Origin of the sequence: Enterobacter sp. CGMCC 5087, assembly GCF_003144775.1 — a bacterium.
GTDB classification, from domain to species: Bacteria; Pseudomonadota; Gammaproteobacteria; order Enterobacterales; family Enterobacteriaceae; genus Enterobacter; species Enterobacter cloacae_M.
The window spans coordinates 1-13,576 of the sequence record NZ_QFXN01000240.1 but is presented as its reverse complement, the minus strand read 5'-3'; the positions used below and the strand labels follow the sequence as shown (position 1 = coordinate 13,576).

Annotated in this window: 12 protein-coding genes; 9 read left to right on the top strand and 3 right to left on the bottom strand. The window is 55.4% G+C overall.

What is annotated here, in order from left to right; translation table 11 throughout:
- Positions 1-320: 320 nt before the first annotated feature.
- The 3 genes from aphA to DEO48_RS21370 all read left to right on the top strand — a co-directional run bounded on the left by aphA (position 321) and on the right by DEO48_RS21370 (position 1,920).
- On the top strand, positions 321-1,034 hold the full coding sequence (gene aphA, locus DEO48_RS21380) for an acid phosphatase AphA (RefSeq protein ID WP_109846229.1): 714 nt from the start codon (positions 321-323) through the stop codon (positions 1,032-1,034).
- A 113-nt stretch (positions 1,035-1,147) separates the two neighbouring features.
- Positions 1,148-1,564, top strand: coding sequence for a secondary thiamine-phosphate synthase enzyme YjbQ (locus DEO48_RS21375; RefSeq protein WP_023310052.1), 417 nt, complete (start codon positions 1,148-1,150; stop codon positions 1,562-1,564).
- 2 nt (positions 1,565-1,566) lie between these two features.
- Positions 1,567-1,920, top strand: a complete 354-nt coding sequence (locus DEO48_RS21370) for an MmcQ/YjbR family DNA-binding protein (RefSeq protein WP_023310053.1) — start codon at positions 1,567-1,569, stop codon at positions 1,918-1,920.
- Positions 1,921-1,923: 3 nt separating this feature from the next.
- Here the strand turns inward: DEO48_RS21370 and uvrA are convergent, their stop codons facing one another.
- On the bottom strand, positions 1,924-4,746 hold the full coding sequence (gene uvrA / locus DEO48_RS21365; RefSeq protein WP_042718374.1) for an excinuclease ABC subunit UvrA: 2,823 nt from the start codon (positions 4,744-4,746) through the stop codon (positions 1,924-1,926).
- Positions 4,747-4,997: 251 nt separating this feature from the next.
- Between uvrA and ssb1 the strand changes: the two genes are divergently transcribed.
- Positions 4,998-5,528, top strand: a complete 531-nt coding sequence (ssb1, locus tag DEO48_RS21350) for a single-stranded DNA-binding protein SSB1 (RefSeq protein ID WP_023310055.1) — start codon at positions 4,998-5,000, stop codon at positions 5,526-5,528.
- Positions 5,529-5,590: 62 nt separating this feature from the next.
- Here ssb1 and DEO48_RS21345 read toward each other — a convergent pair whose 3' ends face one another.
- Positions 5,591-5,872 (bottom strand): YjcB family protein, encoded by a 282-nt coding sequence (locus DEO48_RS21345; RefSeq protein ID WP_109846226.1) that lies wholly within the window; start codon positions 5,870-5,872, stop codon positions 5,591-5,593.
- 646 nt (positions 5,873-6,518) lie between these two features.
- Here DEO48_RS21345 and DEO48_RS21340 point away from each other — a divergent pair.
- A complete protein-coding gene (locus tag DEO48_RS21340) occupies positions 6,519-8,084 on the top strand; it encodes an EAL domain-containing protein (protein WP_032662576.1) in 1,566 nt (521 codons plus the stop codon).
- 6 nt (positions 8,085-8,090) lie between these two features.
- On the opposite strand, the gene soxS is transcribed toward DEO48_RS21340, so the two are convergent.
- A complete protein-coding gene (soxS, locus tag DEO48_RS21335; protein ID WP_013095071.1) occupies positions 8,091-8,417 on the bottom strand; it encodes a superoxide response transcriptional regulator SoxS in 327 nt (108 codons plus the stop codon).
- A gap of 98 nt (positions 8,418-8,515) precedes the next feature.
- On the opposite strand from soxS, the gene soxR reads away from it, so the two are divergent.
- The 4 genes from soxR to DEO48_RS21315 all read left to right on the top strand — a co-directional run bounded on the left by soxR (position 8,516) and on the right by DEO48_RS21315 (position 13,380).
- A complete protein-coding gene (soxR, locus tag DEO48_RS21330; RefSeq protein WP_023331806.1) occupies positions 8,516-8,974 on the top strand; it encodes a redox-sensitive transcriptional activator SoxR in 459 nt (152 codons plus the stop codon).
- Between the two features lie 293 nt (positions 8,975-9,267).
- Complete coding sequence (locus DEO48_RS21325) at positions 9,268-9,939, top strand: glutathione S-transferase family protein (protein WP_109846225.1); 672 nt, start codon at positions 9,268-9,270, stop codon at positions 9,937-9,939.
- Between the two features lie 294 nt (positions 9,940-10,233).
- Positions 10,234-11,583 carry a guanine/hypoxanthine transporter GhxP gene (gene ghxP, locus DEO48_RS21320; protein ID WP_023310059.1) on the top strand — a complete coding sequence of 450 codons (1,350 nt, stop codon included), beginning with the start codon at positions 10,234-10,236 and terminating at the stop codon, positions 11,581-11,583.
- 150 nt (positions 11,584-11,733) lie between these two features.
- Positions 11,734-13,380 (top strand): Na+/H+ antiporter, encoded by a 1,647-nt coding sequence (locus DEO48_RS21315; RefSeq protein WP_023310060.1) that lies wholly within the window; start codon positions 11,734-11,736, stop codon positions 13,378-13,380.
- Positions 13,381-13,576 lie beyond the last annotated feature (196 nt).

Genomic DNA, 13,576 nt, shown 5'->3' with positions numbered 1-13,576 from the left:
AGTACTTACTATTCGCTTCCCCCTCTCCCTGTAGGAGAGGGGCGGGGTGAGGGCATCTGGCCGCACAAAACCTTGCCCGGTGGCGCTTCGCTTACCGGGCCTACGGGCTGGGTGTTCTCCCTCTCCCTATGGGAGAGGGCTGGGGTGAGGGCATCTGGCCGCACAAAAACCTTGCCCGGCGCTTTGTGATCGTCTTCTTTTTATTCAGCTTCATAAGCAAAAACTCCTTCCCTTCACCTCCCGCTGGGGTTATGGTCGGATAGTTTTTTGACCATCTACTCAAATTAAAACGATAACAAACTGAATATTCAGGGGAAAATATGCGCAAGATCACACTGGCGCTCAGCGCCGCCTGCTTATTGTTCTCGCTTAATAGCGCCGTCGTCGCGCGAGCTTCTGCCCCGACGCCGCTTTACACCGGCACCACCGCCGCCATTCTCGCCGAGCAGGCACCCATTCACTGGGTTTCCGTGGCCCAAATCGAAAACAGCCTGATCGGCCGTGCGCCAATGGCCGTGGGTTTTGACATTGACGATACCGTGCTGTTCTCAAGCCCCGGCTTCTGGCGCGGGAAGAAAACGTATTCACCCGACAGCGAAGCGTATCTGAAGAACCCGGAATTCTGGGAAAAAATGAATAACGGTTGGGACGAATTCAGCATCCCGAAAGAGATTGCCCGTGCGCTTATTGCTATGCACGTGAAGCGCGGTGACAGCATCTACTTTGTCACCGGCCGCAGTCAGACCAAAACCGAAACCGTCTCTAAAACGCTGCAGGATGATTTCCAGATCCCGGCGACCAGCATGAATCCGGTCATTTTTGCCGGTGACAAAGAAGGGCAAAACACCAAAACCCAGTGGCTGGAAAAGAAAAATATCAAAGTATTCTACGGCGATTCGGATAACGACATCACCGCCGCGCATGACGTGGGAGCCAGAGGGATCAGGGTGTTGCGCGCCTCTAACTCGACCTATCGACCGCTTCCGATGGCCGGAAAGTTTGGCGAAGAGGTGATCGTCAATTCGGAGTATTAAGTACATGGCAGCGGGTTTGACTCTTTTTTAATCAAATCTCGCTGCTGCGGGTTTTACCTTTCGTCTTCTTGCTGCACACTTAGAAAGATTCATCTTTCATCACGGAGCAGCACATGTGGTACCAACAGACCCTGACCTTAAGCGCTAAACCACGCGGATTTCACCTGGTGACGGATGAAGTCATCGGTCAACTCCGCGACCTGTCGCGGGTGAAAACGGGTTTGCTGCATCTGCTGCTTCAGCACACGTCCGCCTCTCTCACGCTTAATGAAAATTGCGATCCCACCGTCCGGTCCGATATGGAGCACCATTTTTTGAAGAGCGTCCCGGACAACGCGCCTTACGAGCATGACTATGAGGGGGCGGACGATATGCCTTCGCATATTAAATCCTCCCTGCTGGGCGTATCGTTGATGCTGCCGGTTCACAACGGGCGGCTGCTGTTGGGAACGTGGCAGGGGATCTGGCTGGGAGAGCATCGCATTCACGGTGGTTCGCGTAAAATTATCGCCACGCTACAAGGGGAATAAAGATGACAATTTCGGAGATACTTCAGTACTGCATGAGCAAGCCCGGCGCGGAGCAGAGCGTTCATAGCGACTGGAAAGCCACGCAGATTAAAGTGGGAGATGTCCTGTTTGCGATGGTGAAAGAGGTGGAAGGCCGTCCGGCGGCGTCGCTGAAAACCAGCCCTGAACTGGCGGATTTGCTACGTCAACAGCATGATGACGTGAGGCCGAGCAAGCACCTCAATAAGGCGCACTGGAGCACCGTCTATCTGGATGGATCGATTCCAGGCTCACAGATCTACTACCTGGTGGATGCGTCCTATCAGCAGGCGGTTGAGCTGCTGCCGGAAACCACCCGACAGCAACTCTCCGTGTGACAATTACAGCAACGGTTTAAGGAAGCGCGCGGTGTGCGAGGCTTCGCACTCTGCAACGGTCTCTGGCGTACCGGAGACGAGAATTTCACCGCCGCCGCTGCCGCCTTCCGGGCCGAGATCGACAATCCAGTCCGCGGTTTTAATCACGTCCAGGTTATGTTCGATGACCACGATAGTGTTGCCCTGATCGCGCAGCTGATGCAGAACCTCGAGCAGCTGCTGGATGTCGGCAAAGTGCAGGCCCGTAGTCGGCTCGTCCAGAATGTAGAGCGTCTGACCGGTGCCGCGTTTTGACAGCTCACGCGCCAGCTTCACGCGCTGCGCTTCACCGCCGGACAGCGTGGTTGCGGACTGTCCCAGACGAATGTAGGTCAGGCCTACGTCCATCAGCGTCTGCAGCTTACGCGCCAGCGCAGGGACGGCATCAAAGAATTCGCGCGCCTCTTCGATTGTCATGTCCAGCACTTCGTGAATGGTCTTGCCCTTGTACTTAATCTCCAGCGTTTCGCGGTTATAGCGCTTGCCTTTGCACTGGTCGCACGGCACGTAGATATCCGGCAGGAAGTGCATCTCAACCTTGATCACGCCGTCGCCCTGGCACGCTTCGCAGCGGCCGCCGCGCACGTTAAAGCTGAAGCGTCCTGGCGTATAGCCGCGGGAGCGCGCTTCCGGCACGCCGGCAAAGAGTTCACGTACGGGCGTGAAGACGCCGGTATAGGTTGCCGGGTTAGAGCGCGGGGTACGGCCAATCGGGCTCTGGTCAATGTCGATAACTTTATCGAAATGCTCCAGCCCCTGGATGTCGCGGTACGGTGCAGGCTCGGCCAGCGTCGCGCCGTTCAGCGCCGTCTGCGCAATCGGGAACAGCGTATCGTTGATCAGCGTCGATTTACCGGAACCGGACACGCCGGTGATGCAGGTAAACAGGCCAACCGGCAGCGTCAGGGTGACGTCTTTCAGGTTGTTGCCGCGCGCGCCGGTCAGCTTCAGCACTTTTTCCGGATCTGCCGCTACGCGCTGTTTCGGCACTTCAATCTTGCGCTTGCCGCTCATGTACTGGCCGGTCAGCGATTCGGGCACCGCCATGATGTCCTTCAGCGTCCCTTCCGCGACCACCTGGCCGCCGTGTACGCCAGCGCCTGGGCCAATGTCGATGACGTGGTCAGCCGCGCGGATCGCATCTTCATCGTGCTCGACCACAATTACCGTGTTGCCGAGGTTGCGCAGGTGAACCAGCGTCCCGAGCAGGCGCTCGTTGTCGCGCTGGTGCAGGCCGATGGACGGCTCATCCAGCACGTACATCACGCCGACTAAGCCCGCGCCAATCTGGCTGGCCAGACGAATACGCTGCGCTTCACCACCGGAGAGCGTTTCAGCCGAGCGGGAAAGCGTCAGGTAGTTCAGGCCAACGTTCACCAGGAACTTCAGGCGATCGCCGATCTCTTTCAGCACTTTTTCGGCAATTTTCGCGCGCTGGCCGGAGAGCTTCAGGTTGTTGAAGAAGTCCATCGCGTGACCGATGCTCATGTCTGAGATGGTCGGCAGCGCGGTGTTTTCCACAAACACGTGGCGCGCTTCGCGACGCAGACGCGTACCCTCACAGGTGGCGCAGGAGCGGTTGCTGATGAACTTTGCCAGCTCCTCGCGCACCGCGCTGGATTCGGTCTCTTTGTAGCGGCGCTCCATGTTGTGCAGCACCCCTTCGAACGGGTGGCGACGCACGGAGGTATCGCCGCGATCGTTCATATACTTGAACTCGATGTTCTCTTTGCCGGAACCGAACAGGATCACTTTGTGCACGTTCGGGCTCAGGCTCGCCCACGGCGCTTCAACGTCGAACTTGTAGTGCTCTGCCAGCGATTTCAGCATCTGGAAGTAGTAGAAGTTACGCTTGTCCCAGCCGCGAATGGCGCCGCCCGCCAGCGACAGTTCCGGGTTCTGAATCACGCGGTCCGGGTCGAAATACTGCTGGACGCCCAGGCCGTCACAGGTCGGACACGCGCCCGCCGGGTTGTTGAATGAGAACAGGCGCGGTTCCAGCTCGCGCATGCTGTAGCCGCAAATCGGGCAGGCGAAGTTGGCGGAGAAGAGCAGCTCTTCCGCTTTTGGGTCGTCCATGTCGGAGACCACGGCCGTGCCGCCAGAGAGTTCCAGCGCCGTTTCAAAGGATTCCGCCAGGCGCGTGGCGAGATCGTCGCGCACCTTAAAGCGGTCAATCACCACTTCGATGGTGTGCTTCTTCTGCAGCTCCAGCTTTGGCGGATCGGACAGGTCGCACACTTCGCCGTCGATACGGGCGCGGATATAGCCCTGGCTTGCCAGGTTTTCCAGCGTTTTGGTGTGTTCGCCTTTTCGCTCTTTAATGATCGGCGCCAGCAGCATCAGGCGTTTGCCTTCCGGCTGCGACAGCACGTTATCCACCATCTGGCTGACGGTCTGGGCCGCCAGCGGGACGTCGTGGTCCGGGCAGCGCGGCTCGCCCACGCGGGCATACAGCAGACGCAGGTAGTCATGAATTTCGGTAATGGTACCGACCGTTGAACGCGGGTTATGCGAGGTGGACTTCTGCTCAATAGAGATAGCAGGGGACAACCCTTCAATGTGGTCGACATCCGGTTTTTCCATCAGCGACAGGAACTGACGCGCGTATGCAGAGAGCGATTCAACGTAACGACGCTGTCCTTCGGCATACAAAGTGTCGAAAGCCAGTGAGGATTTGCCAGACCCCGAAAGTCCGGTCACGACAATGAGTTTGTCGCGAGGGATTATGAGGTTGATATTCTTGAGATTGTGGGTGCGGGCGCCCCGAACTTCGATCTTATCCATTCACCTTTCCCGGTTGGAACACGGATTGCCTGATTTGTTTGAAGGACAAACGGCTGTCAGAAACGGCTAATTATGACACAATTTGACCTGTTTGAATATACAGTATTGGAATGCATTTTCTGATTAGCTGTGTAACAATGCCGAGTCCGCGAGAGATTTCTGAACCGACTAAGCAACTATGCAAATTGCCGCGTGGAAATGGTACACTCGCGCGTTTACACTATTAAGAAACGTATTCAGGAGACACGAACATGGCCAGCAGAGGCGTAAACAAGGTGATTCTCGTCGGTAATCTGGGCCAGGACCCGGAAGTACGCTACATGCCGAGTGGTGGCGCAGTTGCCAACATTACGCTGGCTACTTCCGAATCCTGGCGTGATAAAGCGACTGGTGAGATGAAAGAGCAGACCGAATGGCACCGCGTTGTGCTGTTTGGCAAACTGGCCGAAGTGGCCGGTGAGTATCTGCGTAAAGGTTCTCAGGTCTATATCGAAGGCCAGCTGCGTACCCGCAAATGGACCGATCAGTCCGGCGCTGAGAAGTACACCACGGAAGTCGTGGTCAACGTGGGCGGTACTATGCAGATGCTGGGTGGCCGTCAGGGCGGTGGCGCACCGGCTGGCGGCGGTCAGAGCCAGCAGCAGGGCGGTTGGGGTCAGCCTCAGCAGCCGCAGGGCGGCAACCAGTTCAGCGGCGGCGCGCAGTCTCGTCCGCAGCAGCAGTCTGCTCCGGCGCCGTCTAACGAACCGCCAATGGATTTCGACGACGACATTCCGTTCTGATTTCCGCGTGCTGAAAACAAAAAACCCAGACTATCGTCTGGGTTTTTTTATTCCGTCAGGGATCAGGTTATCACCATCGGCCAGTCTGGCGGCGTGTGGCTCATCGCCTCAACCATCACCACTTTAATATTTTCCCAGACGGCGGCGATATCCAGCAGGGTAATGCCAAGCAGGCCCGTTGCAAACCAGCAGGCAGCAACCAGCCCCAGCAGGGTGCTGATAACAGCAAGACCCGCATAGTCAGATTTACGAAACTGAATATTCAGCGTGCTGGCTAAAAACATCAGTACCGCACTCAACAAAGGCCAGCGCAGGAGAACCATGCTGGTAGTAATGGTTGCCATAAAACCCATCCTCTACAAAACAGACGAACTGAATGAAACGGTGTTTCTCGTTACAAAATATGTGTGAACTATATCACATTTGTTGATTTATTCACCAGTGTCTGAGCGATCAAAAAAGAGGATTTTATTCTTCAGAAAAGGCGATTGCGCGGGTTGGTTCGGCCTTCGGCGCACGAGGAGGTGGGCACGCAGCGTGCCGGAAACGCACATCGGGCAGGTGGTGATACCGCAAATTCGGTTTTTATAAGAGGGACGTTATTCTCACCCAATCCTGAAAATATTGTGGTGAAGGCTGACTATTTATAAATCAACGAACACAATGCCTCCGAGCAAATAGCATAAAACGTCCCGATGAAGTTGTACTTTTTTCATGCTGTCAGACGTTTGGCTTAATCAACGATCGTCTGTTGTGTTATCTTCCCGTCAGCCCTAACGGGCTGGATAATTATTTTCCTTAATTGAAACGGAACGAATACTTACAGTTTAACTTACGGGAAAATATTATCGGCATAACGAAATTTAAGATTTTTAATACTAAAAGTCAGTTGCTAACTTCGCATGATTCATGCAACGTAATCACCTGTTTAACAAAGCATCCGGCCTTCATTACTACAGGCGTACAACATGCATGGATATAGGGCGGGAAATGAATCGTAGCGCGCGGCGCAAAATGCTCAGGGTGGTAGGGATCATCATGGTAGTTATGCTGCCGGTGATGCTTGCGCTATGGTTTGCCCAGCTACGAGCCGTTTCTGAAACAAGCGCCCAGCTACGCACATTTGCTGAACTGGCTTTAGACAAAACAGAGCTGGTTATTCAACAGGTTGAGCTGGCCAGGGACGAGGCGGTAAAATATCAGGGCGAGCTTTGCACGCCGGGACACCGTCAATATATGCTGAACGTTGTTCGTGGCCGCCTGTTTGTCGCCGATTTAATTTACGCTGAAGGTCAGAATTTTCTTTGTTCGACCGTTTTTACACCGGATCACCCCTACGCCATTCCTGTCGCTAATTACACGCGTAAACCTGACGTCGCTATCTATTATTATCGCGACACCCCATTTTATACTGGCTATAAAATGACATATATGCAGCGCGGAAATTATGTGGTTGTCGTCAATCCGCTTTCATACAGCGAAGTCATGTCCGCGGATCATTCTCTCTCCTGGGGTGTGTACGACACGGTAACCAATGCTTTCTTTTCCGTCAGCCAGAAAGCCAATGTTTCTTTATTAAATTCGATGATTCGGGATAAGGAATCGGTATTTCAAAAAGATAACCGCTTTTATACGATCGTAACATCTCCCAAAAGACCGATTGCGGCCATTGTCTCGACATCAAATAAACGCTTTTATGAAACGCTTTATCACCAGGCGACGTTGACGCTGCCGCTGGGCATGATCTGCAGCATTATTATTTTGCTGGTATGGTCCCGTACCCATCGTGAGCTTAATTCGCCGGGGCGCTTACTGCACCGCGCGCTGAACAAACGACAGCTTTGCGTCCACTATCAGCCGATTATTGATATTAAGAATAACCAGTGTGTGGGCGCGGAGGCGCTGTTACGCTGGCCTGGCTTTAACGGGCAGGTGATGAGCCCGGCTGAGTTTATCCCGCTGGCGGAAAGTGAGGGAATGAGCGAGCGGATTACGGACTATGTCGTTGAGGAGGTGTTCAACGATCTGGGCCATTTCCTGGCCGAGCATCCGCATCTCTATATTTCGATTAACCTGTCGGCCACGGATTTCCACTCCTCGCGGCTGATCGCCATGATTTCCGACAAGGCCCGCCACTACGCCGTCCGTGCGCAGCAAATCAAAATAGAAGTGACGGAACGCGGTTTTATCGATGTGCCAAAAACTACCCCGGTGATTCAGGCTTTCCGTCAGGCGGGTTATGAAGTCGCGATCGATGATTTCGGTACAGGCTACTCGAACCTGCACAACCTCTACTCGCTGAACGTGGATATTCTGAAAATTGATAAATCGTTTATCGATACCTTAACGACCAACAGTACCAGCCACCTGATCGCCGAGCATATTATCGAGATGGCGCAAAGCCTGCGGCTGAAAACCATTGCGGAAGGGGTAGAGACGGCAGAGCAGGTAAGCTGGCTGTTGAAGCGCGGCGTCCAGTTTTGTCAGGGATGGCACTTCGCGAAAGCGATGCCGCCCCAGGAATTTATGACCTGGCAGCAGCAACCTTTGCACTGAGGGTGATTAATTCAACTGGTGGCGATAGTCGCTCGGCGTGCGGTCAAACTCGCGGCGAAACACGCGGGAAAAGGTTTGTTGCGACACATAGCCAAGGTCCATCGCGATATCAAAAATGGGCCGCTGCGTTGAGCGTAGCGCCTGCGCCGCCAGCAGCAGTCTGCGCTGGCGAATGTACTCACCCAGCGTCTGATGCATGACCGTGCGGAACATTCTCTGTAAATACCATTTCGAATAGCCCGACTTTTTAGCGACCACATCAATGTTCAACGGTTGGTCGATATGTTCATCAATCCATTCAATAAGCGTCTGAATAATCTGCTGATGCGACATAAGGTTGCCCCTCTGTAGATACAACTATCTCGGTTAATTCGTCGTTTTCTCTGCGGGGGAGTATAATTCCTCAAGTTAACTTGAGGTAAAGAGGTTTTATGGAAAAGAGATTGCCGCGCATTAAAGCGCTTTTAACTCCCGGTGAAGTGGCGAAGCGAAGCGGCGTTGCGGTATCGGCGCTCCACTTCTATGAAAGCAAAGGGTTAATCAAGAGCATCCGTAACGGGGGCAACCAGCGTCGCTATACCCGCGACGTGCTCCGCTACGTGGCGATTATCAAAATTGCGCAACGAATCGGAATCCCCCTGGCCACAATCGGCGAGGCGTTTGGCGTGCTGCCGGAAGGGCATACGCTTAGCCCGAAAGAGTGGAAAGAGCTGTCGTCCCAGTGGCGTGAAGAGCTGGACCGGCGTATCCATACGCTGGTCGCGCTGCGTGACGAGCTGGATGGCTGCATCGGCTGCGGCTGCCTGTCGCGTAGCGATTGTCCGTTGCGTAACCCCGGCGACAGGCTGGGCGAGCAGGGGACGGGGGCGCGGTTGCTGGAAGAGGATTGAGATTGTGCGGCCGGCAAAAAGCATAATAAAGAACTAAAGCGCCACATAAGGGCGCTTTAGTTTTTCCCGGTCTTTGTCTTTCACTCTATCCCGCTGGTTCACGGGAGGGTTTCCCCCGACATCAGCACCCCTCAGTGTCGAGCTGGTTGGGGAGGTTCCGGATTGTGCTGACACTTTAATTCTATGCAAGACCCGTTTTTTCGCCAGCCTCATTGACCGTTTTTTAGACGAATTTTTTTCGCGGTGTTGTTCAATTTTCTATAGTTAAAAAGTATGAATAACAGGAGAAAGCCATGCTCACGGTACACCACCTTAACCAGTCGCGCTCGCACCGCGCGATCTGGGCGCTGGAAGAACTCGGCCTGCCTTATGAGATCGTCCACTACCAACGCGAAAAGAACATGCTGGCGCCGGAGGCTCTCAAAAAGGTGCATCCGTTGGGTAAATCACCGGTTATCGAAGATAACGGACTGATCCTTGCAGAGTCGGGCGCCATCCTGGAGTACCTGCAGGAAACGTACGATCCCGAGTCACGCCTTAAGCCTTTAGATCCGGCGCATAAGGTGCAATACCGCTTCTGGCTGCATTACGCCGAAGGATCGCTGATGCCGCTGCTGTTAATGAAGCTGGTCTTCAACAGCCTCGGCAAGCCGCCGGTGCCGTTTGGTATCAGAACCCTGGGCAAAGCGCTGGGGCAGGGGGTGCAGAAAGCGTATCTCAACCGCCAGCTGGAGACCCATGCGCGCTTTATTGAATCACATCTTGCCGAAAACAGCTGGTTTGCCGGGGATTCGCTCAGCATGGCCGATATCCAGATGAGCTTCCCGATCTTTGCGCTGCTGGCGCGCGGCGGTATCGCTAATCTGCCGCATATTCAGGCATGGAAGACAAAAGTTGAGAACAGCCCTGGCTGGCAAAGAACCCTGGAACAAGGTGGACCGTTATCTATTCCCGGTGAGGACTGAAATGTAAATAAATTGCGCATAGACGATAACGTTTGCGCATCCTCTGTTTATTTCTTCAGCGTCATAAGTGAATTTTAGCGAAAAACGAGAAAGTTCAGTTGAAAAGGGCGGGGATTACGCTAGATAATCGTTTGCCTTAATTTGACCACCCGTTTGTAAGCGCGGAGCTAAACGTTTGCTTTTTTTGTGACGCCCTTTCGTCACAAACGCAACACAAGGATTTGACGTTCAGCTGGCAGTGGCGTCTCCACCTCGCTTACGGACTTCCTAAAAAACTCTCAGGGGATGTTTTCTATGTCTACGCCATCTGCGCGTACTGGCGGTTCACTTGACGCCATGTTTAAAATTTCGGCCCGCGGCAGCACCGTGCGCCAGGAAATTGTTGCCGGTTTGACAACGTTTCTGGCGATGGTTTATTCCGTCATAGTTGTGCCGGGCATGCTGGGCAAAGCAGGCTTCCCGCCAGCGGCCGTCTTTGTGGCGACCTGCCTCGTGGCCGGCGTGGGCTCCATCGTGATGGGCCTGTGGGCGAACCTGCCGCTGGCGATTGGTTGCGCCATCTCTCTGACCGCGTTTACCGCGTTCAGCCTGGTGCTGGGACAGCACATCAGCGTACCGGTTGCGCTGGGTGCCGTGTTCCTGATGGGTGTGCTGTTTACCGTGATTTCGGCGACCGGCATCCGTAGCTGGATTTTGCGCAACCTGCCGCAGGGCGTGGCGCACGGTACCGGCATCGGTATCGGCCTGTTCCTGTTGCTGATCGCCGCCAACGGCGTCGGTCTGGTCATCAAGAACCCGCTGGACGGTCTGCCGGTGGCGCTGGGCCACTTCGCCAGCTTCCCGGTGATTATGTCGCTGATCGGCCTGGCGGTGATTATCGGTCTGGAAAAACTGAAAGTCCCGGGCGGCATTCTGCTGACCATTATCGGTGTATCCATCGTCGGCCTGATTTTCGATCCAACCGTACACTTCTCCGGTATCTTCGCCATGCCGTCGCTAAGCGATGACAAAGGCAACTCCCTGATTGGCAGCCTGGATATCGTTGGCGCGCTGAACCCGGTGATCCTGCCAAGCGTGCTGGCGCTGGTCATGACCGCCGTGTTTGACGCGACCGGTACCATTCGTGCGGTGGCCGGTCAGGCGAACCTGCTGGATAAAGACGGTCAGATTATTGACGGCGGCAAAGCGCTGACCACTGACTCCCTGAGCAGCGTCTTCTCTGGTCTGGTGGGTGCGGCGCCTGCGGCGGTGTACATCGAATCCGCAGCGGGTACGGCGGCAGGCGGTAAAACCGGCCTGACGGCGATCACCGTCGGCGTGCTGTTCATGCTGATCCTGTTCCTCTCTCCGCTCTCCTATCTGGTTCCGGCGTATGCGACCGCGCCAGCGCTGATGTACGTTGGCCTGCTGATGCTGAGCAACGTGGCGAAAATCGACTTTGCGGATTTCGTGGACGCCATGTCTGGCCTGATCACCGCGGTCTTCATCGTCCTGACCTGTAACATCGTGACCGGCATTATGATTGGCTTCGCGTCGCTGGTGATTGGTCGTCTGGTTTCCGGTGAATGGCGCAAGCTGAACGTTGGCACCGTGATTATCGCCGTTGCGCTGGTGGCGTTCTACGCGGGCGGCTGGGCAATCTAAGTTGTCCATTGATGCGAAAACGGGTGGCTCAGGCCGCCCGTTTTTATTTTCAGGACTCATCCTGTTGCCTTTTGCGTTACTCTGGAGAAGATAGAATAAAAGGCACGACGCCTTCCGGAGTACATAAGCAACACAGCAAACAGGGAACGCATGGAAATCTTCTTCACAATACTCATCATGACCCTTGTGGTCTCGCTATCCGGGGTGGTTACACGCGTACTGCCCTTTCAGGTCCCCCTGCCATTAATGCAAATAGCCATCGGCGCGCTGCTGGCGTGGCCGACGTTTGGCCTCCACGTGGAATTTGACCCCGAACTGTTCCTCGTGCTGTTTATTCCGCCGCTGCTATTTGCCGATGGCTGGAAAACGCCCACGCGAGAATTCCTTGAGCATGGGCGCGAGATCTTCGGCCTGGCGCTGGCGCTGGTGGTGGTCACCGTCGTCGGGATTGGTTTTCTGATCTACTGGGCGGTTCCGGGTATTCCATTAATACCGGCTTTCGCGCTGGCCGCCGTGCTGTCGCCAACCGATGCCGTGGCGCTGTCCGGCATTGTGGGTGAAGGCCGTATTCCGAAGAAAATCATGGGGATTTTACAGGGTGAGGCGCTGATGAACGACGCCTCCGGCCTGGTTGCCCTGAAGTTTGCCGTGGCCGTTGCGATGGGCACGATGGTCTTTACCGTCGGCGGCGCGACGCTGGAATTCTTCAAGGTGGCGATTGGCGGTATTCTCGCAGGCTTCGTGGTGAGCTGGCTGTACGGCCGCTCATTGCGCTTCCTCAGCCGCTGGGGCGGCGATGAACCCGCAACGCAGATTGTACTGCTGTTCCTGCTGCCGTTTGCCTCTTATCTGATTGCCGAACATATCGGCGTGTCGGGCATTCTGGCAGCGGTTGCGGCGGGAATGACCATTACCCGTTCCGGCGTAATGCGCCGCGCGCCGCTGGCCATGCGTCTGCGTGCCAACAGCACCTGGGCCATGCTGGAATTTGTCTTTAACGGCATGGTGTTCCTGCTGTTGGGCCTGCAGCTGCCGGGCATTATGGAATCCTCGCTGGTGGCGGCGGAGGCCGATCCGAACGTTGAAGTCTGGATGCTGTTTACCGACATCGTGCTGATCTACATGGCGCTGATGCTGGTGCGTTTCGGTTGGCTGTGGACGATGAAAAACTTCAGCGTACGTTTCCTGAAGAAAAAGCCGATGGAGTTCGGCTCGTGGACAACGCGTGAGCTGCTGATCGCCTCTTTTGCGGGCGTACGCGGGGCGATCACCCTTGCCGGTGTACTCTCCATTCCGCTGCTGCTGCCCACGGGCGACGTCTTCCCGGCGCGCTACGAGCTGGTCTTCCTGGCGGCGGGCGTGATTCTCTTCTCACTGTTTGTCGGCGTGATTATGCTGCCTATTTTACTCCAGCATATTGATGCCGGTGATTCGACCCAGCAGCATAAAGAGGAGCGTATTGCCCGGGCGGCCACCGCCGAAGTGGCAATTGTCGCGATTCAGAAGATGGAAGAGCGTCTGGCCGCGGATGCGGAAGAGAACATCGACAATCAGCTGCTGACGGAAGTCAGTTCCCGCGTGATTGGTAATCTGCGCCGCCGCGCGGACGGGCGTAACGATGTGGAAAGCTCGCTGCAGGAGGAAAACCTGGAGCGTCGGTTCCGCCTGGCGGCGCTGCGCTCAGAGCGCGCCGAGCTGTACCATCTGCGCGCCACGCGCCAGATCAGCAACGAAACGCTGCAAAAGCTGCTGCACGATCTGGACCTGCTGGAAGCGCTGTTGATAGAGAATCAGTAGCGCTGTTTTTGCCCGGTGGCACTGCGCTTACCGGGCCTACGTGCTCGATCGGTTCCCTCTCCTTGTGGGCTGAGGGTTTCCCACAAAATAATGCCTGCACGGACGACCCCCTCTCCCTTGAGGGAGAGGGCTGGGGTGAGGGGGAACATACGGCTGTGGAGGTCATTCCGTTCACTTTATGTTCCTTGCTACTCTG